The 24,867-nt window shown below is 34.1% G+C and carries 21 protein-coding genes; 14 read left to right on the forward strand and 7 right to left on the reverse strand.

The window, feature by feature from the left end; all coding sequences use genetic code 11:
- Positions 1-21 precede the first annotated feature (21 nt).
- From AACL18_RS00770 to AACL18_RS00785, 4 genes are read left to right on the forward strand one after another with little or no spacing between them, the layout of a single operon-like run.
- On the forward strand, positions 22-1,695 hold the full coding sequence (locus AACL18_RS00770; RefSeq protein ID WP_339050708.1) for a carbamoyltransferase family protein: 1,674 nt from the start codon (positions 22-24) through the stop codon (positions 1,693-1,695).
- A 16-nt stretch (positions 1,696-1,711) separates the two neighbouring features.
- Positions 1,712-3,115: an MATE family efflux transporter gene (locus AACL18_RS00775; RefSeq protein ID WP_339050710.1), complete on the forward strand. Its 1,404-nt coding sequence runs from the start codon at positions 1,712-1,714 to the stop codon at positions 3,113-3,115.
- Positions 3,115-4,173 (forward strand): Gfo/Idh/MocA family oxidoreductase, encoded by a 1,059-nt coding sequence (locus AACL18_RS00780; protein WP_339050712.1) that lies wholly within the window; start codon positions 3,115-3,117, stop codon positions 4,171-4,173. Before AACL18_RS00775 ends, AACL18_RS00780 begins: the two co-directional genes overlap by 1 nt.
- A 46-nt stretch (positions 4,174-4,219) precedes the next feature.
- Entirely contained in the window at positions 4,220-6,379 is a 2,160-nt protein-coding gene (locus AACL18_RS00785) for a hypothetical protein (RefSeq protein WP_339050714.1), read from the forward strand.
- Here the strand turns inward: AACL18_RS00785 and AACL18_RS00790 are convergent.
- The 4 genes from AACL18_RS00790 to AACL18_RS00805 all read right to left on the reverse strand — a co-directional run bounded on the left by AACL18_RS00790 (position 6,376) and on the right by AACL18_RS00805 (position 11,616).
- On the reverse strand, positions 6,376-7,335 hold the full coding sequence (locus tag AACL18_RS00790) for a phosphotransferase enzyme family protein (protein ID WP_339050716.1): 960 nt from the start codon (positions 7,333-7,335) through the stop codon (positions 6,376-6,378). The genes AACL18_RS00785 and AACL18_RS00790 overlap by 4 nt on opposite strands.
- A gap of 289 nt (positions 7,336-7,624) precedes the next feature.
- Positions 7,625-8,461, reverse strand: coding sequence for a CDP-diacylglycerol--serine O-phosphatidyltransferase (pssA, locus tag AACL18_RS00795; protein ID WP_339050718.1), 837 nt, complete (start codon positions 8,459-8,461; stop codon positions 7,625-7,627).
- On the reverse strand, positions 8,458-11,052 hold the full coding sequence (gene mutS / locus AACL18_RS00800) for a DNA mismatch repair protein MutS (RefSeq protein WP_339050719.1): 2,595 nt from the start codon (positions 11,050-11,052) through the stop codon (positions 8,458-8,460). Before mutS ends, pssA begins: the two co-directional genes overlap by 4 nt.
- A gap of 198 nt (positions 11,053-11,250) precedes the next feature.
- Positions 11,251-11,616, reverse strand: coding sequence for a dihydroneopterin aldolase (locus AACL18_RS00805; protein WP_339050721.1), 366 nt, complete (start codon positions 11,614-11,616; stop codon positions 11,251-11,253).
- Between the two features lie 97 nt (positions 11,617-11,713).
- Here AACL18_RS00805 and AACL18_RS00810 point away from each other — a divergent pair, with 97 nt between their 5' ends.
- Complete coding sequence (locus AACL18_RS00810) at positions 11,714-12,178, forward strand: PH domain-containing protein (protein ID WP_339050723.1); 465 nt, start codon at positions 11,714-11,716, stop codon at positions 12,176-12,178.
- 1 nt (position 12,179) lies between these two features.
- On the opposite strand, the gene gloB is transcribed toward AACL18_RS00810, so the two are convergent.
- From gloB to asd, 3 genes are all read right to left on the reverse strand, one after another.
- Positions 12,180-12,953: a hydroxyacylglutathione hydrolase gene (gene gloB / locus AACL18_RS00815; protein ID WP_339050725.1), complete on the reverse strand. Its 774-nt coding sequence runs from the start codon at positions 12,951-12,953 to the stop codon at positions 12,180-12,182.
- Positions 12,954-13,051: 98 nt separating this feature from the next.
- On the reverse strand, positions 13,052-13,543 hold the full coding sequence (locus tag AACL18_RS00820) for an acyl-CoA thioesterase (protein ID WP_339050726.1): 492 nt from the start codon (positions 13,541-13,543) through the stop codon (positions 13,052-13,054).
- 59 nt (positions 13,544-13,602) lie between these two features.
- The gene (gene asd, locus AACL18_RS00825; protein WP_339050727.1) at positions 13,603-14,439 is read right to left on the reverse strand and encodes an archaetidylserine decarboxylase; all 837 of its coding nucleotides are present in this window, start codon (positions 14,437-14,439) and stop codon (positions 13,603-13,605) included.
- Positions 14,440-14,531: 92 nt separating this feature from the next.
- Between asd and AACL18_RS00830 the strand changes: the two genes are divergently transcribed.
- The 9 genes from AACL18_RS00830 (at position 14,532) to AACL18_RS00870 (ending at position 24,717) form a co-directional block, all read left to right on the forward strand.
- Positions 14,532-16,130: an FAD-dependent monooxygenase gene (locus AACL18_RS00830; protein ID WP_339050728.1), complete on the forward strand. Its 1,599-nt coding sequence runs from the start codon at positions 14,532-14,534 to the stop codon at positions 16,128-16,130.
- A 120-nt stretch (positions 16,131-16,250) separates the two neighbouring features.
- On the forward strand, positions 16,251-18,161 hold the full coding sequence (locus AACL18_RS00835) for a glycoside hydrolase (protein ID WP_339050729.1): 1,911 nt from the start codon (positions 16,251-16,253) through the stop codon (positions 18,159-18,161).
- A 143-nt stretch (positions 18,162-18,304) separates the two neighbouring features.
- Positions 18,305-20,479: a hypothetical protein gene (locus AACL18_RS00840; RefSeq protein WP_339050731.1), complete on the forward strand. Its 2,175-nt coding sequence runs from the start codon at positions 18,305-18,307 to the stop codon at positions 20,477-20,479.
- 272 nt (positions 20,480-20,751) lie between these two features.
- On the forward strand, positions 20,752-21,099 hold the full coding sequence (locus AACL18_RS00845) for a hypothetical protein (protein WP_339050733.1): 348 nt from the start codon (positions 20,752-20,754) through the stop codon (positions 21,097-21,099).
- 122 nt (positions 21,100-21,221) lie between these two features.
- Positions 21,222-21,443 (forward strand): hypothetical protein, encoded by a 222-nt coding sequence (locus AACL18_RS00850; protein ID WP_339050735.1) that lies wholly within the window; start codon positions 21,222-21,224, stop codon positions 21,441-21,443.
- Positions 21,444-21,475: 32 nt separating this feature from the next.
- Positions 21,476-21,778, forward strand: coding sequence for a hypothetical protein (locus AACL18_RS00855; RefSeq protein WP_339050737.1), 303 nt, complete (start codon positions 21,476-21,478; stop codon positions 21,776-21,778).
- Positions 21,779-21,780: 2 nt separating this feature from the next.
- Positions 21,781-22,194 (forward strand): hypothetical protein, encoded by a 414-nt coding sequence (locus tag AACL18_RS00860; protein ID WP_339050739.1) that lies wholly within the window; start codon positions 21,781-21,783, stop codon positions 22,192-22,194.
- A gap of 106 nt (positions 22,195-22,300) precedes the next feature.
- The gene (locus AACL18_RS00865) at positions 22,301-23,497 is read left to right on the forward strand and encodes a multifunctional CCA addition/repair protein (RefSeq protein ID WP_339050741.1); all 1,197 of its coding nucleotides are present in this window, start codon (positions 22,301-22,303) and stop codon (positions 23,495-23,497) included.
- A 176-nt stretch (positions 23,498-23,673) separates the two neighbouring features.
- A complete protein-coding gene (locus AACL18_RS00870; RefSeq protein ID WP_339050742.1) occupies positions 23,674-24,717 on the forward strand; it encodes a Leu/Phe/Val dehydrogenase in 1,044 nt (347 codons plus the stop codon).
- Positions 24,718-24,867 lie beyond the last annotated feature (150 nt).

Below are 24,867 nucleotides of genomic sequence, written 5' to 3' on the forward strand. Positions count from 1 at the left end.
CTACTCGAGGTAATTGAAGAAATGGCTAACATCTTAGGATTGGGAGGTTCAATACACGACTATGCCGCTTGTCTCTTAGAAAATGAAAAGATAATTGCTATAGAAGATGAAAGGCTTACTCGTGTGCGATATGCATTTGGATCAGCCAATCCTTGCCAAGTTTCTTTAAATTACTGTTTGAAATATTCTGGTTTAACGATTCAAGAAATAGACACATTAATCATCAATGATGATCTTAAATCAATAATAAATACAACCAACTTTCCTAATCAAGAAATTATTAATCACCATTTGACGCATGCCTATAGTACTTTTTTTACAAGCTCCTTCGAAGAGTCAGCTATTTTGATTATTGATGGAGCAGGTAGCAAGAAATTTATAAATGAGGATAATGAGGAGCGAGAAACAACAACATATGCCTATGGAAATAAAAATTCTGTAAAAACTATCAAAAAAATATATGGTGATTTAACCGGATATAATCCTGTTACTAAGTCGCAGACTGTGATGTCAAATTCATTAGGAGAGTTTTATCGTGTCATAGCTGAAACCTTGCAGCTAGGCTGGTTAGTGGGACCAGGTAAAGTAATGGGCTTGTCTTCTTATGGTGCGTACCACCAAGATGATAGGTTTGTTGATGAAATAATGGATTATGTGACGTTGTTATCAGAAGGTCAATTTACTGTAAAAATTAATGGAAAAGAGGGTTTAATCGATAAACTTTTTTTACTCAGGCAGAAATATCATAAAAAGGAGGACAGTTTCAAGATTGATGCTGCAATTGCATACAGTGGTCAGATTGTATTTGAAAAAATACTTTCGCATTTATTGGATTATTTATGGACAAAGACTCGCTCCCATAATCTTTGTTTAGCGGGAGGAGCTGCGCTCAATTCCATAGCAAATGGAAAGATTGCAAGGATTAGTTCATTTAAAAATGTTCATGTTTTTTTTTCCCCCGGAGATAGTGGAACAGCTGTTGGGGCAGCAATTTATGGCTATGTTAATCAAAAAATAAACATACCAACCTCACACTCTATACGTTTAAATTTAGCTCCTTTCTTAGGACGTACTTATTCTATAGAAGAATCGGAAAAGGCATTAAAAAAATATGGTTTAATTTACACAATACCTGATAATTTACAAATGCAAGTGGCTGTTTTGTTATCGCAAGGTAATGTTATTGCTTGGTATCAAGGGGGTAGTGAGTTTGGTCCGCGAGCTTTAGGTAATCGGAGTATTCTTGCCGATCCATGTAATCCGGGAATGCGCGATCATATTAATTTACATATCAAACAACGAGAGTGGTTTAGACCACTTGCTCCTGTAATTCTTGATTTTGCTATGCCCGATTATTTTGAATCGCCTGCTTTTTCTCCGTGGATGCAATTTGTTTGGCCTATAAAAAGTAATTATAAAGCTAGATTGCCTGGTATTACACATATTGATGGTAGTGCACGAGTACAAACTATTACGAAAAAAGACAATCCATTATTTTATTCGTTAATAGAAAATTTTTATAGAGTTACTAATGTACCTATTTTACTTAATACTTCTTTAAATATTAAAGGTCAACCCATTGTAGAAACCCCAGAGGAGGCTATTCAGGCTTTTTTAGAATCAGATATCGATAGTTTAGTAATAAATCATTTTCTTGTTATGAAGAATCGAAACATATCGACTATTAAATTTTAAAAAATCTTCTTAAGCTATGTCAACAGAAAATTTATTTGAATCAATAGAGCCTGCTACTAATTTAATCGCTGAACCACGTAATAATTTTTTTTTAGAAGCCAAAGCGCTTATAAAACTTTTTTTACCATTATTACTTTCTCAAATTACTTACGCTATAAGTCTTTTTGCAGCTATTTTGATGGTTGGACATTTGGGCAAAGATGCCTTAGCGGCTCTAGCCTTGGTTTCTAGTATATATAGTGCTTTATGCGCATTTTTTTATGGAATTTTTGTTAGTATTAGCGTATTGGTTTCACAAAATTTTGGAGCTAAAAATGATAAAAATATACAGCTAATAGTATCTCAAGGTTTTGTTTTGGCGGTAATTTGTAGTATTCCCTTTATAATAATAATGTGGCATGTACCTTTTATATTGTCTTGGACCGGTCAAGATCCAAAAGCGATTCTATTATCTATTCCCTATTTACATGCATTATCTTTTAGTATTTTTCCTTGGCTAATTCAAGTGGTTATGGAACAATTTTTGATTGGCTTATCATTAACACGGTTAGTTTTTCTGATTAGTTTGATACAAGTTCCTGCAGAGATTTTAGTTACCTATGTATTTATATTTGGTAAATTTGGTTTTCCAGCAATTGGTATTTCTGGAATAGGTTATGGTTTTACGTTAATTCTTTTACTTACGATTATTCTTATTGCTGTTTTAATAACGCGATTAAATGTTACAAAAAAATACTCTATATTTAGTTATTTGGGAAGAATAAACAAGCAATTTTTATTACGTTTATTCCAATTAGGTGTACCAATAGGAGCAACAAACCTCATCGAATATTTATTATTTCCTACACTCGTATTGCTTATTGGACGCTTTGGCGCCGATGCACTTGCGGCACATCAAATTACACGGCAATATTTTGATTTAGCTATTACTATTGGACTTGCATTAGCACAAGCTACAGTTGTACGTGTGGGGCAAGCTGTCGGCTCTAAAAATGCTTCAGCAGTGCAACTTTCTGCTTATGTAAGTCTTATTACAGGAGTTAGTTTAATGTTAATTATTGCTCTACTCTATAGTATATTTGCAAAAAATTTAATTGCTTTTGATATTGATATTACACAAATTCAAAATAACCATGTGGTTTTTTTAGCAAAAAATCTTTTAATTATCGTGGCTATATTCCAAATATTTGATTGTATTCGTTTAATAGCTATGGCTTCTTTACGAGGAATGGAAGACACGAAAATTCCTATGTATATCACACTATTTATTTATTGGTTGATAGGCTTAACACTATCATATTTTTTAGGTTTTATTTTAGATTTAGAAGTAATTGGTGTTTGGTACGGCATGTTAGCGGCAATGATCATAGGTAGTTTAGTTATTTTATTCCGCCTCAGATTATTTTTACAGAAAATATAATGCTATATGGAAAAAAACTAAAGTTGGCCATTCTTGGCTGTGGAATGGTAGCGGACTATCATATTAAAGGAGTATTGGAAACAGGGGATGCTGAAATAGTTGCCTTATGTGATAGTTCCTCAAGTGTATTAGCAAGAATGCTCAACAAATATAAAATAGGAAGAGGTGAAACGGATTATGCGTGTATATTAGCTGATGAGAATATTAATGCTGTAATAATTTGTACTCCACCACATAGTCATTATCAGCTTGCGATGGAAGTCATAAATGCACACAAACATGTCCTAATTGAAAAGCCATTCGTTATTACCAAATCTGAAATGTATAGTTTGCAGCATAAAGCGGCTAATAATCCTCATCTTGTTGTGATGGAATCTTCTGCTAGACATTCCCGTTTACAACCAAAATTTAACTATATTAAAAATTTAATTTCCTCAGGTGACTTAGGGGATATTTATGCTATACATCATAATGCTGTTTTTAGGAAGTCCAGGCCAGGTATTGAATATCATGCCGATGCCAAATGGTTTTATGATAAAAAGCTGGCTGGTGGCGGACCTCTAATTGACTGGGGTGTTTATGATTTATCATTTCATTTAGGTATTTTAAATGATAACGTTAATTTAAAATATTTAAAATCTTTCCATGTAAACGGACTGGATCAGAAAAGTGCTAATGATAAATTTAGTGTTGAAGAGCATGGGATTGTGATGATGGAGTTTGATAATAAACTTATCTATTATTGGGAACGAGCAAGTAATGCACACAATGAAGCTTTAAATGAAACTAGAATTTATGGTAGTAAAGGGGGGTTAAAATTTAATTATCTCACTTGGGGTTCAAGTAAAATTATTTATTATCGGTTAACTCGAAAGGGAATGTCAAAAAAAAACCTGATTCCTCTAGAGATGGGCAAACACAAAACTTACCTTGAAGATTTTTATGCTTTAGATGCCCATTTTGTTCAATGTATCTTAGGAAAACAAAAACCTATTTTACCACTGTCATTATCAGTTAAACATTTAGAGATTATTTTTCAAGCATTAAAAACTCCCTAGATTTTTGTAATAAATAATAAAGAAGGGTTAACATGGGCGATAAATATTGTGTAAAAAAAAGCCAGTTTCTATCCCAATTTTTTTACAAGCGCTTTCTTTATCCTTGTTATTATTTTATGGATTTTCTGTCGTTATTTTTTCGTTGCATTTACTTTTAAAAATTTATATTAGTAAATATATTTTAGTCATTTCATTTATTTTAGCCGCTTTTACAGCTCATCGACAACTTAAAGTTAGTTTTTTCCTATTAATTCTAGCTAATATTATTATTATTGGTTTAAGCGTTTGTTTAGCACGCTTTTTCTTTGATACCTCGTGGGATGGAACTTCCTATCATATGGATGCAATTTTTGCATTAAAGGATGGATGGAATCCTATTTATCAGTATCTTCATGTTTTTAAAAATCCTGATAATACCGATTTATGGACTAATTATTTTGCTAAATCTTCTTGGTACTTCAGCAGCTTAATACTTAAATTTTTTCAAGATATTAATAGTGTCAAAAGCGGTCATTTTATATTAAGTTGTTCGGCTGGGTTTTATGCATTTAGTTGGTTACATCGATACAACGTAAAGAATCTACCCTCCTTCCTAATAAGTATTTTAATTATTTTTAATCCAATTTTTTTAACGCAATGGGCAAGCAATTATGTTGATAGCGCTATATATAGCTTATTTCTAATTGCATTATTATCCTCAAGTGAGGTGAAGAAGCCACAACAGTACGTAGATAAAATTTGTTTCATATTTGCGACTGCGTTATTAGCAACGATGAAAGCTTCGGGAATAGTGTTTGGAATAGTGATCGGTTTTGTTGCAATTTGGGGGTCTTATTGCCGGGAAAAAGAATTTAAACAATGGATTAAATCTGTAATTGCAATTATTTGTCTAATCATTGTTATGGGGGCTTCACCCTACATTACTAACCTTTTGCAAGGTAAAAGCCCTCTATTTCCACTATTGGGCATTGGTTCTGTCGATATTTTGACAGACCAAACAAATAAATTAAATATAAGCGGGTTTAACAAACTAACACAACTTGTTATTTCTTTAACGTCGGTACCCGCTAATCAAATTATCCCACCTAATTATCCGCCAGCAAAAACTTTTTTGCTTCCTGCTGGCCTGCCAATATTTTCCACTACAGACGTTCGTCTTTCTGGGTGGGGCCCAATTTTTATGGAGATTTTTTTCTTCAGTTTGCCGCTAATTATATTTGGTTTAAATCAAAAAAATTTACGGCGCCCATTCATAACTTTGTTTTTAATGATATTAATATTTCCAGCACCTTGGTGGGCGCGTTACTCGCCTATGATTTATTTTTTGCCTTTGATGGGCGTCGCAGTGGTATTTATTCAAAAACATAAATTGTTGAGCTATTTGGCATATTTTGTTCTGTTTTTGTTACTTATCAATAATATATTAGTTGGGGAAGTTTATTTTGAAGAAAACTGGCGTTTAACTACACTAATTAAAAAAGTACTTGCGCCATTAAAAACAAAACAAGTTGATATTTGTAGAGATTCTAGGTTTCATACGGATACTTATTTGTCTGGTCAAGCAATAGCAGTGCATTCGATATTTACCGATTCTAGGCAATGTTTAAATTCAGATCCGCTTTGGCAAGATTTAACACCTAGTTTAAAGATAGATAATTTTCGTGATGGGAATTCAGCCTGGTCAGATATACTAGCGTATTTTAAAGTTAAAATAACAGATAGTACGGCTAATACAAACAAATTAACCAAATTTTATTCATTTTCTGAATTCCAAGGACTTGGACACCTTTATAAGTTTGGATTTGCAGGTGATGCGGCTAAATTTCTTATGTCAGGATGGTCCAATGACAGAAAATCATTTGCTCAAACAAAAGGTGAGTCTTCTCAATTATTATTAATTGGTGTTCCCAGTGGGCTTAATGTACATTTAACGGTAGTGATGAGCGCGGATAGACTTTTAAACAATGAATTAATGAAAGCAGTGTGGGTTAGTGTGAATGGTATACCGCTCGCAACCTGGAATTTGAATAAAGAAGCAAAACATTACTTCTTAGTGATTCCAAATGAGGTGTTAGCTAAACAAGATTTAGCTGTGATTTCATTCAATACTATCAAATCGCCTAATAAAGAAATTAAAAAAGATTCACAAAAACCTCAATTAAGGATTTATTCACTCTTGGTAGACAATCCATCGCCAGAGTACTAAAAAATAAACCAATCACTAAAAAAAGGATTAAGAATCATTTTTTTGCGATTATTTAGCCATTGATCAGTTCTTTCACCTCCTGGAGCAATAGGATGATGCCAATTATTTTTTGTCCATAGATACAACTCTAAATTCTTCATACGAATAAACCAGGGAATTTGATTAAATTCTTTGATCTCAATTGGCAATATTGAGCGATATCCTTCAAGATACCAGAGTAACTTTTTTCTCCAGGTAAAAACAGGAAATTCACATAACTCGAGAAAAGGTCTGGAAATATCAGCAATAAACCAGTGGTAAACTGGCTCGTCAAAATCAATTAGATAAACATTTTTATCGTTATAAATTACATTCCCAAGACGATGATCTCCATGATTTAGACCAAAATTGTTTTCATCGCACTCTAAGTGATTAAACCAATCGGTAATAAGAGAATATTCATTTTTTATTTTAGGTTCTTCCAGCTGGACATAACCATAAACCTCATTCCATATTTCTTTCCAGCTTAGAAATTTAAATTGTTTATTAGGCTGATAAAATTTAGCTGTTTTGTGTAACTTTGCTAGAGCAATTCCCCAATTCTTATAAATATTTTTATCGTCATTCTCAAACTGTAGTATTTGACCAAGTATTTCTTCACTTACACGTGCAAAAAATATCTCAGATTTATAGTTTATTTCTTCAATATAACGATGTTGTAGCGATTTTACGGGTTGATCGATAGGCGCTTTATTTTCGAATAGATATCTTTGATAATCGACTGCTGAAGTAAGTTCTTTATAATTTCGATTGGTTTGACAGGTAAGCTTCAATATTTTTCCTTTGCCATTTATTTCAAAACGATAAACAAAATTGACCCCTTCATTGATTAATTTCAGCGAAGCTATCTCATTGCTCCATAATGCAGTAATTTTCTCTAAAAGGCTTAAATTCATTTTTACATGATCTATTTTCAAGGATTATCCATATCTTATTATATACAATATTGACAGCAATGAACCCATAATTGATATTTTATGAATGTGGAAAGCGTTTTCAACTATTTTATCGATATGGTTTTAAGATAAGATGTCGATAGTTATTAGATTTAGGCTCAGAAAAATAAGCATACTCATTCAAACAATATAAAAAAATCGAGCAAAAATTAATTTTATGGAGGCTATAGAGTCACATTTATAGTGCTTTTTATGTTTGCAAGGTGCAGTTTTTCTGAATCTTTATGACAAAAAATATAGTCTACAAATCCTAGCTTTTTTTTCGTAAAGCTCGCTTTTTGTGCAAGCTATACAGTGTCAAAATGGGTCCGGAAAGGGCATAACAGAAAAAGATCAAAAATAATATTTTAGGTGGATCAAGGGAAATACCAACAAAAGCCAATACCACCAATAAAATAGCCACAAAAGGCACCCGGCCTTTGAGGTCAATTTCTTTAAAAGAGTAATAACGGACATTACTTACCATTAAAATAGCAATGATAATTGCTAATACAGCAGTCATCATGCTAACGACATCACCAAGAATTTCTGAATCCACGCACAACCATACCATACTGGCTAAAACACCGGCTGCCGCAGGAATAGGTAATCCTTGAAAATAACGTTTATCAGCAACCAACACTTGAGTATTAAAACGTGCCAAACGTAATGCACCCGCTGCAGCAAATATAAACGCTGCTAACCAGCCTAATTTACCTAAGCCTTCTAAAGACCAACTATAAATAACTAAGGCGGGTGCAACACCAAAAGAAACCATATCTGATAAACTATCCAATTCTGCACCGAAAGCGCTTTGCGTATTGGTTAGGCGTGCAACACGACCGTCAAAAAAATCCATAATCATAGCAACAAAAATAGCAACCGCCGCATAGTTAAAGTAACCTTCCATTGCAGTGACGATGGCATAAAAACCCGCGAATAAACCGGCAATGGTAAACAAGTTTGGCAATAGGTAAATCCCACGGCGGCGGTAAGCTAACCTTTCTCCCTCTTCATGATCGCCAGAGTTAATATCTTTATGCTCAGAAACAGTTAATTTTTCTTCAATTTTCTGAGGTGAAAATTTTTCGTCATTTGGGTTATTCATACAGGAATTCCTTGCAAGGATTTTAATCGATAAATGATCTCAAGTGCTTCTTTTGGAGCTAACTGATCGGGATCCACTTGCTCTAATAAGGTCATAATACCAGGGTTAACTGAAATTTTTGATGTAGTTGAGGATGGATTTCTTTTGTTAGGGGTAGTTTGCGCAGATTTACCCTCAAGCTCAGTAAGCTTTTCTTTAGCGCGTTGAATAACTGGTTTAGGAACACCAGCTAACTTTGCTACTTGTAAGCCATAACTTTGATTCGCTGGCCCGTCCTTGACGGTATATAGAAATATAATGCTATCATCATGTTCTTTTGCATCGACATGACAGTTGCTTATTACTGTGTTTTCTTCAGATAAGCCAGTCAACTCAAAATAATGAGTAGCGAATAGGGTGTAGGCTTTAACCTGTTTTGCTAAATATTCAGCACAAGAAAAAGCTAAAGCAAGTCCGTCAAAAGTACTGGTACCGCGTCCAATTTCATCCATAATAACTAAGCTTTGCTCAGTTGCATTATGTAAAATTGAGGCGGTTTCTGTCATTTCTACCATAAAGGTTGAACGACCACTAGCAAGATCATCAGCTGCTCCGATCCGGGTGAAAATACGATCAATGGGGCCTATCGTAGCGCTTTTTGCAGGAACAAAACAACCTATCATTGCTAATAAACAAATTAAAGCAGTTTGACGCATGTAGGTTGATTTTCCACCCATGTTCGGACCAGTGATAATTAACAAACGCTTTTCAGGAATCAAATGACAATTATTTGCAATAAAAGAAGTATCTAAAGTTTGCTCGATTACTAAATGTCGGCCTCCTTCTATAAGGATGCCTGAAGTTTTGTTTAATTCAGGGCAGGTTAAATTGAGTGTTGTTGCACGTTCTGCAAAGCAGACTAGCACATCTAGCTGGGCGATCGCATTAACAGTTTTTTGTAAGTCAGTTAAATAAATGACTAATTTATCGAGTAATTCATCATAAAGTTTTTTTTCCAAGCTTAAAGCTTTAGACCGGGAGCTTAAGGCTTTATCCTCGAATTCTTTTAATTCAGGAGTAATAAAACGTTCGGCATTAGTTAACGTTTGTCGACGAATATAATGTGAGGGTACATGTTTGGCTTGTCCGCGACTTATTTCGATGTGATAACCATGCACGCGATTGAAACCAACCTTTAGCGTACTAATGCCTGTAAGTTCTCGTTCACGTATTTCTAAGTCAAGCAGATATTGCCCAGCATGATCACTGAGGTTTTGTAACTCATCAAGCTCAGCATGATAGCCTTTAGCGATCATCCCTCCTTCACGAATAACAGCTGGAGGGTTTTCCACAATAGCTTGCTGTAGTAAACAAAATAATTGTGGGAAGGTTTTTATCTGCTGACTTAATGAAATAAGTAACTCTAATTTTTTATCATCAGCTTGAATGTTTAAATAGGGATCAAGTTTATTATGAATATCTGGCAGAATTGCTAAGCCGAAACGTAATTGACTTAAATCGCGTGGCCTCGCCGATTTTAATCCAACGCGCGTAATAATACGTTCGAGATCCCCTAATTGCTTTAACAGAATGTGTAAACTTGTACAGGATTGTGCAGCTAACAATTGTTTAATGGCTATTTGTCTTGCTTCTAAGCTAGCTATTTTACGTAAAGGTCGATGCAGCCAACGATTGAGTAAACGACTTCCCATCGGCGTTGCTGTTTTATCTAAAATAGACATTAAAGTATTATTTTTTTCGCCTTGTAAATTAAGCGTTAACTCTAAATTACGCCGGGTTGTGGCGTCTAATATAATACTTTCTTCACGTCTTTCTATACAAATCGGCTGAACATGTTGTAATTGAACACGTTGCGTGTCTTTAACATAATTTAATAAACAACCTGTCGCTTGTATCGCTAAGGGCAAGTCATGACAGCCAAAACCACTGAGGTCACGAGTTTGAAATTGTTGTGTTAATAAATGAGTTGCGGTATTAAAATCAAATTCCCAAGGCGGGCGCCGTCGAATTGTTTTATAAGGAATTAATAGTCGTTCTCCTTTATGTTCTTCACTGATTAAAAGTTCGCTGGGGTTGAGTCGTGCTAATTCACTGGCAAGAGCTTCTTCACCGCTAACCTGTAAAATATGAATTTGACCGCTTCCCATATCAAAATAAGAAAGTCCAAATTGATCATTGTTACTATACAGGGCTAATAAGAGGCTTTGATGATTTTCTAGTAATGCTTCATCGCTAAGTGTTCCTGGCGTAATGATACGTGTTACCTGTCTTTCCATAGGACCTTTGCATAGATTCGCATCCCCTATCTGTTCGCAAATAGCAATCGATTCACCGAGCTTTACCAGTTTGGCTAAATAACTTTCGACGCTATGAAAGGGTACACCTGCCATGGGGATGTCTTGATTAGCCGATTGACCTCTTTTAGTTAAGGTAATGTTTAATAATTTTGCGGCTTTAATGGCGTCTTCATAAAACAATTCGTAAAAATCACCCATACGATAAAATAATAATTTATCCTTATGCTGAGCTTTTAGTTGTAGATATTGACGAATCATCGGTGTGTGTTGAGTTAAATCGATGTTATTCTTCATAAGCCCTCTTGCAATACCATTGCTTCTTATTAGATGCTTCCATTAAACTTACGCAATATTAAAGTTTTCGGAAAATAAAGCTTTTAAAAGCTTTATTAATATTTTTGATAAATTTCTCTTTTTGCTTAATTAATAAGACAGTGTAACTAAAATAAAAATTTAATTATACTCTCAGCACTTGTATTTTTGCCTATATTGCTAATCACTAATTGAAAAACTAGATTGTTCAACTTTAGTTAATTGAGGATTTTTAGTAATACATAAGAAAATATTAATTTGATTATGTATTATTTTAGATAGTTTCTGTTTAAGGACCTGATAGAGCTGATAAGCTAAGGCTTCGATAAGTTTAAAACAATGCTTATCACAGAATTGTTGCAATTCATTCGCTAGGGTAGCGTAGCAGATCGTATCATTTAATTGATCATTGATACAGGCAGTGGGTAGACTGCTAAAATTAAACTTTATTTGTACTGAAACCCATTGAGGTAAGCTACGTTCTTCGATCGAGTTGCCTAATTTAACCAGTAAATTAAGTTTTTCTAGTGTTAATTGAGAGTTCATATGCAAAAAACATAGCAAACAAGCGATAATTTGGCTACTATAGCCACATTCTTGCTCATAGTAAATGAGTATTAAGTAAAATAATAATAGAGGTCATATGGGTTATATCAATAAAACGCTCTTGCCAGATGAAAAAATCATCTATCTCAGCCATCCACATTGGATTGTTGTTTTTAGATCGTTGATGGTTTTAATTTTAATAGCGGCTTTTTTGTTGATCAGAGGTCCCTATTCGCTATTGTTCATTAGTTTTTTTTCTTTATTAGGCTTAGTTGCTTGCTTACCTGGGCTGATTGTTTATTATTCTTCTGAGTTTGGAATTACTGATAAACGGGTTATTATGAAATCAGGGTTTATTAGCCGATATGCTTTTGAAAATTCCTTGGATCGTATTGAAGGGGTAGAGATTAGTCAAAGTATTATGGGCCGAATTTTTGATTATGGATCAATTCGTATTCGTGGTGTCAGTGGGACCAATGAATTATTTTCTGCTGTACGCCATCCATTTAGATTTCGGTATAAAGTATTAGAAGAAATTGAACGGCAAAAAAAGGCTAAATAATTTACTTAAAATTATTTTTCCATTGTCGAAGATAAGCGAATATTTCGATGGGGTTAACAAGTTTTTTCCCCGTTCTTTTTTCTACGCACATCTTTATTTGGGGATTATCGCAACGTAAAAAAGGATTGCTCAAGCGCTCTTCAGATAAATGACTTGGGACACTGGCTAAGTTTTTTTGACGCAATTCTCTAGTTTTTTCTAATCGTTCTTTAATATGGGTATTATTAGGCTCTATAGTCTGAGCAAAATGTAAGTTAGCCAGTGTATATTCATGGCCACAATAAATCTGGGTTTCGTCAGGAAGCTGCATCAGTTTATTCAAAGAATTCAACATTTGATCAGCTGTCCCTTCAAATAATCGGCCGCAACCTGCTGTAAATAAAGTATCTCCACAGAATAAAAGATGGTTTCCATAATAAGCAATATGTCCCAATGTATGGCCAGGTATAGCAAGCACTTCAAAAGTAGGCCAATTAGGCAATTCAATTTTATCACCTTCATTAACTGGATTGCTTACTCCAGCTATTTTTTCTTTTGCAGGTCCGAATACAGGAACATGATGAAATGTTAAAATAGAACGAATACCGTTCGTATGATCCCAATGATGGTGTGTGATTAATATTGCATCGAGTTGAAGATTTAACTGTTTTAATTGCGCCAAAACAGGTTTTGCTTCACCTGGATCCACAATAATACAATGTTTTGTTTCTTCATTGATAAGACACCAAATATAATTATCCTTAAACGCCAAAATAGGTAATATTTGTATAGTCATAGTTTCTCCACAAAGTTCTTTTGTTTTTGTTAACTGCCATCCTTGAAACCGTTCAGCACAAAGTCAGTTCGAGAGGATTTAAATTAATGATTTAGTTTTTATTTATCAGTGCGTTTTCGTGAAGCTTGATGTCGCTGTTCACGTCGCTTGCCTGCTTCTTCATAACGTCTTATTTCATCATTCGTTTCGGGAATAACCTTAGGAACATGTGCAGGACGACCATACTCATCAGTACCTACAAAAGTAAAATACGCAGACACTATATGGCGCCGTATACCGGTACGATAATCTTCTGCAAGAACACGTACCCCGATTTCCATTGAACTGGTCCAGCTTCGATTAATAGCGGCTTGGAAAATTAAAATATCTCCCCGAGTTGCTGGCTGCAAAAAATGCATAGCATCTACAGAAGCAGTCACACAGGGTCTTTGACTATGCCTCTCTGCAACGACAGAAGCGACTCTATCAAGTGTAGACATAACTAAACCACCAAACACGGTTTCAGTTGAGTTTAAATCATTAGGAAATATTTTATAAGTATGATCATGTACAGCTGACGCTGAAACGGTTTTTTCTTGTGGTATAGACATTAGGCACCCAGTCTTTTATCATCGAAAATCTATTATAACTTAATATATATAAACACATCTCATATTGTCTGACCAATACATTCTCCAAATTTCACCTTTTTTTCAGATAATTCAGCCAACCACTTTATACGATTGGGTGTGAATAAAATAATAACCGTGGAACCTAATTGAAATTGTCCAACCTCTTCCCCTTTGCGTAATGAAACTTTGTTATCTAGGTAATGCCAATGATAAACATGTCGATTGGGAGCAGGTGCGATAATTCCTTCCCATGGGGTATTGATGCTGCCAACAAGCATTGCGCCCACTAAAATGACCGCCATCGGACCTATAGGTGTAGAAAATAAGGTAATAACGCGTTCATTTCGAACAAATAAATTTGGAAGTTCAGTGGTAGTTTCAGCATTTACTGAAAATAAACGCCCTGGAACATAAAGCATTTCTTTCAATTCGCCACTGTATGGAATATGTACGCGATGATAATCTTGCGGAGCTAGATAAAAAGTTGCGAATTGTCCTCCTTGAAACTGGTTAGCTAATTTAGCAGAACCGCCTAATAAAGCTTGTAGGTTATAGTTTATTTTTTTGGCTTGGATAAGTTGATTCTCTTTGATATCGCCAATTTGACTAATAGTGCCATCAACAGGGGAGATGATGTCTCTATCATTAGTGGAAATTGGGCGCTTTTCAGGTTTTAAAGATCGCGTGAAAAAATGATTAAAGTTAATATAATGTTCAGGATTTTCTTCCAATGCTAAGGTCATATCGACATTATAATGACGTATAAATCCAAAGATTAATCTATTTTTAATCCAAGTTTGTTTGCAGTTAGCTATCCACCCGGCAAAGCGGGATAGACTATGTTGTGGTAGTAACGATTGATAACGGATGTGCAATTAATTCTCCTTAAGAATTTAAGCAAGCGAAATATTTGACCATTATAGCGCGGTCATTTTACTTCGTGAAAGTCTGAACTATAGTTTTTTTTATGGATACTAAAAGCAAGGACACAGAAATATTGATTATTGGAGCAGGGCCTACGGGTCTGATATTGGCCTGTCATTTGCTGCGTTATGGCGTTAAGTTTAGAATTCTTGATAAACAAAAGGATAGGGCACATGAATCGCGAGCTTTTGCGATTCAAGCGAAATCGATGGAAATATTTCAGAATTTAGGTATTGCTGAAGAATTTCTTAAGTTAGCACGTTCTAACGTGGATTTTGCTTTTTTTATTAATGGTAAGAAGCAAATTGAAATAAAATTTAAGCATTTTAAGCACCAAGATACGCCCTTTCCTTCGGTTTATTTTCTTCCACAAACAGAAACAGAACGTATCTTTATCGAATTTTTAGAAAAGCAAGGTGTTTATATTGAGCGGCAAAAAGAATTAATTACTTTTTCTCAAGATATGAACGGCGTGCAAGCAACTATTAAAAACAATATCACCGAAAGCTCCGAAAAAATCATATGTGACTATATCATAGGTTGTGATGGAGCTCACAGTAACATTCGGCATACGCTTAATCTTACGTTTGAAGGAAATGCTTATCCACAAATCTTTAATTTGGTCGATGCAAGTATTGAATGGGCTTACTCGCGAAATAAATTCCTTTTTTTTCTGGGAAAAGAGGGCGTATTCGTGCATATTCCACTCACAGAGAAAATTAGCCGAGTTATGTTAGCAAAACGTTCGAATGACTCAGAAGAAAAAAAATCAACACCGAGCTTAACTGAGCTAGAAAACTTAGCGAGTTTGTTGACCCAAGGCTCTGTGAAACTTATTAATCCTATTTGGATGTCAACGTTTCGTTTACATCATCGAGGTGTAAACAAATATTATCAAAATCGAGCCTTTCTTGCCGGAGATGCTGCCCATATTCATAGCCCGGTAGGAGGTCAGGGTATGAATACCGGAATACAAGATTCTACCAATCTCGCTTGGAAACTTGCTCTGGTATTAAAAAAAGGAACTAATGTAAAATTATTAGATAGTTATGAGACAGAACGACACCCGGTGGGAAAAATATTATTAAAAACGACGGATCAGTTTTTTTCCTTGCTCACAGAAAAAGGTTTTTTTATTTCCAAATTACGAAATTTGTTATTACCTTTTGTTATTTCTTTTCTTTTTTCAAAGAAAAATATAGAAAAACGTCTTTTTTGGTTTATGTCTCAGCTAAATATTCATTATCCTAAAAATCAATTTAACTATGAAATCATAGAGAAATCTTTTCAAGGATTTAAAGGAGGTCCATGCCCAGGGTATCGTGCACCTAATGCCCCGGTTAACTCGTCCAGTCTATTTATATTACTAGCCCAAAAGCCTATTAATATACTTTACTTTAATGCTAAAAAGGAGCAACCAGATAATTTTATTGAAAAAATAAATGTCTACGTAGAAAACTATAAAGATTGGCTGGAAATTCACAGCTTTGTTTTGTCTCCAATCAATAAAATACTTTTTAAACGATACGGAGTAATATCCTCTGCAATCTATGTCATCAGGCCGGATGGTTATGTAGGATTTAGAATTAATTCAGATAATTACTTATTATTAAAAAAATATATAAAGAATTTTTTCGAATAAAAGTGAAAGGAACATAAGCTCTTGCTAATAGAAAGCTTACAACGTTGTAAATATTTTGACCATCTTTTCACTACACTATATAATTAGTGCAGTTAAACCTCCTACTTGGAATTTTAAACGATGTTTAAAAAATTCTATCCCATTTTTCTAGGCTTATTGTTAACTGCTGGATTAGTATCCGCTAAAGAAAGTTTTACTTTAAAAACTAAAACGGGTGAATTTAGTATTAACCCAGCAAATTTGGCTATCTCAGTTGCCCCGAGTGACGATTCAGCAGCGATTAATTTGACACAAGAAGGAACTTGGTTTGATGAGGTAAAAGATCTAAAAGTTAATAATAAAACTGCGCAATGGTTCTATCCTCATCTCAAAATGCAAGTGAAAGTAATTGTCGATGATCAAGGTCTGAAATTTTCTTTTAATACTAACAAAGAACAAACATTTCAATGGCCTGTTGCTGGTTTGACCCCAGAGGCTAAAGCATTAGTTCTTCCAGATGGCGAAGGTTTATGTATTCCAAATCATGATGCTTTCTGGCACAAAGAGTTTAATAAATATCCAAATTTATCCTTGAGCATTCCTTTCTGGGCAATAGAATACGCAGATGAGAATTTTGTTAATTATATTTGGGGCGACCATGATGTCGATACCGATGCAAAAGTCCGTGAAAAATCAACTGAACTTTACTTAGTGAATGAACATCATTTTTTAAAAAGATCACATTTTCCAGAATATACTTTATTAATTCATCTGGCAGGGAATTCACCCATAAGTCCCGCATTGGACTATCGTAATTTACTAATCAATGAAAATAAATTTGTTTCACTCAAACAAAAAATACTAGAAAATGCCAATGTAAATAAATTATTAGGCGCTTTCCATATTTGGGTTTGGGGGGATGGTAAAAGCGTGGTTATGTTGGATGAACTGGAAAAATTAGGCATTAAACATGCACTGATAAATTATGACGCTAGTCCAGTTCTCGATAGCGCAAATATCGAAAAGGACTATATTCGTAAAGCCGAAAGCTTGGGTTATTTAATAGGGCCTTATGATAGTTTTGATAATGCGCAAAACCCAAAAACTTCAGATAGCATAACTTCAACTTGGTCTAATAATTTATGGCCAGAAGCTTGTATTCGAAACCCTAATGGATCGCTTTTAATTGGCTTTGCAAACCGAGGTTGTTATTTAAGTTCAGAAGCCTTCCGATTAAGAGAATCTAAGCAAAAAAATATCGCAAACCAAATCGAAAAAATGTTGAGTAACGGAGACAATACTCTTTTCCTTGATTGTGATGCAGCTTATCCACTTTATGATGATTACTCAAAACATCATCCCATGACTCGCGAACAAGATTTAAATAATCGTTTAGAGCGGATGCGATTTATTGGTAGCGGGCAGAAGATAGTATTAGGTTCAGAAACTGGATTAGCCTGGGCTAACCCGACTATCGCCTATAATAACGGTGCCTTTTTTGCATTCCCAGCAGCTTTTTGGCCTGCTTTACAAGACAAGAAACATTTTGGTGTTTGGTGGCCTAACTCTGCTCCAAAAGTACTATTCCAAGCTTATGAAGCACCCGCTGAATTTATCAATGCTTCTTATAATCCACGCTATAGACTGCCACTTTATGAAGCGGTATTTCATGACTCAGTGATTAGTACTGATCGTTGGGAGTTGAATGAATTAAAGATTCCCGCTATTAGAAAAGCCAAAGCTTTATTGCAAAATCTTTATAATGTTCCACCAATTTGGGTGTTAGACCAAAAAACTTTACAAAAAAATAAAAAATATTTTGTTGATTACTATAATTTTTTCTCACCCTTGCATCAAATGACAGGTATAGAAGCATTAACTACATTTGATTGGCTAACGGATGATCATTTAGTGCAACAAACCCAATTTGGTAACCGGCTTATCTTAACGGCTAATTTTTCTGATAGGTCCTATGAAGATATAGAGCCACATTGTATACGAGCGGAATGGAAAGAAGATGGTAGCACATCTTTATTTTGTCCAAAAAGATAATAATTTTTGTACTAGATCTTTTCAAGCATCTAATTTAATCTAAGCCACTGCAGTTATTAATAAAAATAATAAAAAAATACTGAGTGGCTTTTCTTAAAAAATTTATTTCAATTTGGAATGAAATAAAGAAATTTCCTGGGTTTATGGGTAAGACAATCGCAGTGGATCATTTAAATGATACCACGGCGTTTCCTTGGTTTTTAAATTTTTCCAAAAATTTTTCCGCGGATTATAGAAAATGCAAAAGTAATCGATGGGATTATTTAATTTCTATTCACGATTTCGAAAATTCCAATGAGTGTGACACTTCAGTTGAAAGCGATCCGGTTTATAAAAGATTCTCTTTAATAAACAAGTATAATGAACGATTATTTTTTTACTCCAAAGATAAAGCTAACCCCTGGATTATTGACGATAGAGATGAAACCTGTGTAGTCCTACATAAAAAAAATTATTTTGAATTTGAAAATAAGTTAGCATTTATAATTGATGAAGAAATAGAAAAGAAAATTGCTAGTAATACCGTAACAGAAAAATATATTCAGTTAGAAAAAAAACGTCTTTCGCAATTAGCAAAACTAGCCTTGTTAAAAACACTCAAAGAAGAATGTTTAGAAGAAATCTCATCAGCGATAAGTTGTTTGGACAGCCAAGTTGCGATTGATCAATTTAGAAATCTTATTGCTCAAGAAATGAACTCTACTTCCATTCAAATTGAAATAAAAAAAATAAAAAAACAACAAAAAAAATTAAATAAAGAATTACATGTTCATTTTTTAAAAAAAACAGAAACTTTGCGGATTTACTCAATTATTTCTATTTGGGAGAAAATAAACAAATTTGTTATTAAAAACAAATCCATGCAGTTTTTTTCAGTGTTTTGGTATGGATTGAGTAGCCACGCCAATTTGTTAAATTGGATTAGTTTTTTATTGCTTTTTTTTTCTTTTTCATTGTATAGCTTTCCAATTGTTTTCTTAATGTTGGGTATATCCTTAACAAGTTATTTAATTTTACGGCTTTTTTATTTAGTTAAAAAAGATTCTGTTATCTTTCCAAATTTAGCTACCAAAGAAGCGGAAGAACTTCTCGAAATTTTAAAAATTGAAATATTCAACAAAGAAAAAAACAAAAATGAATTTAAATTAATTCAAGAAATATTTTTCGATTTATCAAAAAAAAAACTAAATATAAATGATTTTATAAGCTCTATTTCAAGCATTCAAAAAAATTTATATCCTCATTTGTCATCCTTAAATATACAAGAATCGAAACTTTATCAATATTTAACAGAGGTTTACCCGAAGACACAGTTTATAGCTTCATTAACCATTAATTTAACTAGCATAATACTTTATACTTACTTGTTAACATGGGCCGTACATAGTGTTTTATTGTTTATTGGCATGCTTAGTGTAGCGACACTTGTCGCTTCACCTTTAGCAGTAGGCATATTAATTTTAATTGCGGCAACTTTTTTTTTAACAAGTCACCTTTGTGAATTTCGTGCTAGAGAAGATTTTTATGAACGTACTATTCTACATAGAATTAACGAAAAATGTGAATATTATTTTAAAGATAATAATGGTAAGCAGCAAATTATTCAAATAGCAAAATGGAAAAAATTTGAATACTTACAAGATAATATTGAATTTTTGGAATGTGAATTTAAGATTTTTTTTGAGAAAAACAAACTAGGTAATTTAGATAAAAAATTTTATAGTTTGTTTGATAGCTATGTGCTTAAAAAAAATGTTTATACCTCTTATGATCAAGATAAGCTATTAGGTGATTCGACTGCACGTTTTAAAAAGTTTAAAAAATTTTTGAATCGATCCTTTGCTTTTTTTGGGGGTGGTTTTTATGGATATAATTTAACACAACAAATCGTATGGAAAAGTAATCTAGGCATACATACTCTGGTTAAGATACTCACTTTACCCATAGCGCTAATTTTTATTCCTTTGGTTATTATAAATGGTATTGCTAATTTCATTACTTATCATTTGCATAGTCGACAACGAAGTCGTTTTGAAATGGCAAAGAATTTAGATAGTAGACTGGAAGTTTTAGAACAAACTAATAAAAAACTTTTATTTTTAGCAACTCTTTTAAGTTTAGAGCTTAAACATTCATCCGACCAGACTGTTCACCTAAATACACATCCAGAAGCGCAATCAGATTTATTGTTGCCCACTAAAAGTGCTTCTTTAAAGCAAACTGATCATTTTTATTTTTTCAAAAAGAACCCTCAGGAAATAGATACAATTGAAAATGGAAATAAATCAACTTCTATGATAAATATTTCTAAGACTTAAATTAAAAAATTTTAATATTTTTAAGCAATGCTTGCCTTATATAAAACTTACTAATATTATTAAATAAATAAAAAAAAAGGAGATTTTAATGCGTATTGATCCAACTATTATTCCATCTGAAAATAATATTATTTAATCAGTTCTTGGGCCGATTACCCCTGCTTCTCTTCAGAAATTATTACTCAATTTAACCAAGAAATTGATTCGACATCATCACGCTCGTCTATCTTGAAGAAGCTTAATTTTCAGGGTTTTCCATATTTAAACATCGCATGCTAGCTACAGATCAAGTCCGTTTAGGTCAGCGTAACGGTGCTGCTGAGATAGCAGGCCACTCTGGCCATTTTCAACGACGAATTAAAATATGGTCATTATGGAAACCGTGGACATGCTTTAGGGTTTTTCGAGATTATTCGTCAACCTTAGGCATTTATAGCATTGAACAGATTATAAATAGAGGTCATATTGGTTATGGTGATAGGCATCTTGTCGTTGTTAATTCAACTGATTATGCAAAGGTAACGACGGAAAGACAGTGTTATTCGATGAAGGTGCACGTTTTTAAAACTAATAATTTTTCTTATACTGCAAAAGTTGCGAAATCGACGTCTTATATTTAACATGGTGATTTATTAATACTAATGCCGCCCCCCAATACCGTAGCGGTTTACAATATTGGCTCTAAACAATTTACTTTTCCTGATAATGCAGCTTCAAATTCAAGAAATAAGAAGAGGATCAATTGGGGATAGCTGAAAAAGATGAGGGTTTAGAAATTAGAAATCCGAATGCTAAATTTGTCACTTTTTTGGATACCAATTTGATCAATAAGAATTATCCTACTGAAAAAGAACAGTTTACTTATTATACAAAAGATTCTGTACAAGTTGGTGTGAAATTATTTGTTGCTTATCGGATTATCGATCCTAAATTGCGATCGAAAAGTTGGGTCCAACAGGAATAGATAAGCATATTGAACATGTCACGCACGAAGATATGGCCAGAGCAGGTCAAGAAACCGCTTTGCAGGGAATCAGTCTTCTAGTGATTTTAAAAATTGATGCTGCAGCGAGCACATCAGAGTCGGCAAATGACAACCCTCCTGCATATCATCAAATTTATCTTAGCACTTGGCAAGAATCAGTAAAAAAACAACTGGAGAAGGATTTAAAGGAATATGGTTTCCAATTAGTCAGATTAAATATTGAAGAAATCAATATTCTCAATAAAGATGTTGAAAATGAGATGGGTAAACAGGCAGTTGAGGTTGCCAAGCCAATGCGGATCTCGCTGCTATAAAAATGCAAAGAGAAGTTGCTTTGCAAAAAGCCCACAGTGACTCTGTAGTGGCGCGACTTAATGCCCAACAAAACGCAGAAACTAATTTAATTTTAGCCGAAAATAAAAGAAATGTTGCTGAACTTGATAAGGAAACTACTTGCATTAATGCAGAAGCAAAAGTAGAAGCATTACAATTACTAGGAAATAAATTAGCTGCTAATCCTAGCTTGTTGAAACATGAGTTAAATAAAGCATCTTGCGAGGCCCTTGAAAAAACGCAAATTCATACGTTATTTTTCGCAGATGGAAAAAATTCACCGTTATTTAGTAATTATGATAATTCATTGCCGGCTAGAGAAGGAGCCAATTTACTAGGGATCATGTTAAACCTATACTTCAATATAAATTCAAATTATCTATTATTTTTCTTTTAAGTTAATGTAAAGAAAAAAATCAACAAATTTGGCAAACTTGACAATTTAGTTTATAACTTTCTTTAAGTATTATGGGCATAAAAAGTTATATGTTGAAGGATGTGTTTTGGAAATTTATTTAGTGGGCGGGGCAGTACGTGATCAATTATTGGGTTATCCAGTAAAAGAACGTGATTTTGTCGTCGTAGGCGCAAGTCCTAAGGAAATGTTAAAGCAAGGATTCCGTTTAATCGGTAAAGATTTTCCGGTATTTCTTCATCCTAAAACTCACGAAGAATATGCTTTAGCACGTACAGAACGCAAAATAGGGCCTGGATATAAAGGGTTTGCTTGCTATGCAGCGCCTGATGTGTCGCTCGAGGATGATTTAAAACGTAGGGATCTGACCATTAATGCGATGGCACAAAATAGTAGCGGCGATATTATTGATCCTTTTCAAGGGCAAAAAGATATAGAAAATAAGTTATTACACCATGTTTCTTCAGCCTTTAGTGAAGATCCAGTTCGAATTTTAAGGGTTGCACGTTTTATGGCGCGATTTGCTCCATTAGGCTTTCGAGTGGCTAAAGAAACAATGGAGTTAATGAAAGCAATGGTATCTGTTGGTGAAGTGCAAGCGCTGGTGCCTGAGAGAGTGTGGCAAGAATTTTCAACTGCGCTCAACGAACCTGCACCACACGCTTTTATTAAAACCTTGTATGATTGTGGTGCATTAGCAGGGTTGTTTCCTGAACTACAAGAATTATTTACGAAATACGAACGGATAACCGACCAACGTTCGCTAGGCCAACATAACTATTTATCTGTTTTAGAAAAAGCAGTGGCGCTGACTGATGATCCACAAGTACGATTTGCAGCAATACTTTGTGATTTTGGTAAGGGAGTAGCAAAAGAAGAAACACAAACAGGAGTTCATAAGATAAAAGCATTGTGTCAGCGTTATCGCATACCTCATGCTTATGTATCTCTTGCCGTCACAGCAGCGGCTTATCATCTGCTTTGTCATCGTGCATTAGAACTAGATGCACAATCTCTGTACATTTTACTAGAAAAAACTGATGCATTTAGACAATCCTCACGTTTAAATCAGTTTTTATTAGTTTGTGAGGCGGACTTTCAAGCTTATTCTGGATTGGGAAAAGCAATTTATTTACAAAAAGATAGAATATTATCAGCTTTTGGCGCTGCTAAGAAAGTATCTGCTAATAAGATAAAAAATTTGGGTGTTAGTGGTGCAGCCTTAGGAAAAAAACTAGTTGAACATCGTATTAAAGCGATATCTGATTTTTTACAAAAAACCTAAACCATTTTCTGCTAAATAGCGTCAGACAATAGCCCATCCTTTTTTTACGAATCAAGTCATTGCAAGCAATTGCAGAGTCTCTTAGAATGTGCACTCACCTGTGAGTGCTTTCATTTGCGATGGATACAGTATTACTTAAAGAATAGGTTGATATTTTAAGGACCCAACATTTATTTATGTTAAGTGATGAGCTACTAAGTTATGCAAAAAAACTCGGTTTTGGCGAACTTTTTTTTAAAATTGATCAGATTAATCAACTTTGTGCCATTGTAGCGATACATAGCACACGCTTAGGTCCCGCCTTAGGTGGATGTCGTTTTATTGAATATGTCTCGATAGATCATGCTATTCATGATGCCTTACGTTTAGCACAGGGAATGAGTTACAAAGCCGCATTAGCTAATTTACCTTTGGGTGGGGGTAAAACTGTGTTAATGCGCCCTAAAGAATTGTCAGATCGTAGTGCTTACTTTCGCGCGCTGGGACGTTTTGTGAATGAATTTAAGGGGCGTTATATTATTGCGATGGATAGTGGCGTGGTGATTGAAGATATGGATAGTATTGCACTTGAAACGCCTTATGTCGTTACTACTTCTAAACATAAAGGTAATCCTGCACCTTATACTGCTTTAAGTGTGTTATATGGTATTGAAGCAGCGGTTAAATTTAAATTGCATCTTGATCATTTAGAAGGTGTTCACGTTGCCATCCAAGGTATGGGACATGTAGGTTTTGCCTTAGCGAATGCATTGCAAAAAAAAGGTGCTCGTTTAACGGTTTGCGACAATAACACCGAGCTAATGCAACGAAATATAAAAGATTTACAGGTTAAAATTGTCGAACCTGAGGAAATTTATGCAGTGGAATGCGATGTTTTTTCCCCGTGTGCTTTAGGAGCTGTTCTGAATGATAAATCAATTTCTCAATTGCATACAGCGATTGTAGCGGGTTCAGCTAATAATCAATTAGCCGAGCCACGACATGCAGAAGTATTACATCAAAAAGGGATTTTATATGCTCCGGATTTTGTAATTAATGCTGGGGGCTTGATTTATGCTTATGCTGAATACCAAAATCGATTGAATCGAGAACATGTGGTGCAACATATATCAACAATTTATAGTACACTCTTAAAAATATTTAAGAGTGCATATGAGGAAAATAAACCTCCTAGTATAATTGCTGATAGTTTGGCTGAATCACGATTAAATAGTATTTAATAAAAATTTATATTCATAGCATGGGATTTTTGGCAAGATGTCGCGATAATGAAGCAACCGGAATGTAATTAAGATACATGAGGATTGCGAATCCAGCGGTAATGCTGACAAAAATTCAATTGCGAAGATTATTCAGATAGCACTTTTTAA

The organism is Rickettsiella endosymbiont of Xylota segnis, from assembly GCF_964019545.1.
GTDB lineage: Bacteria > Pseudomonadota > Gammaproteobacteria > Diplorickettsiales > Diplorickettsiaceae > Aquirickettsiella.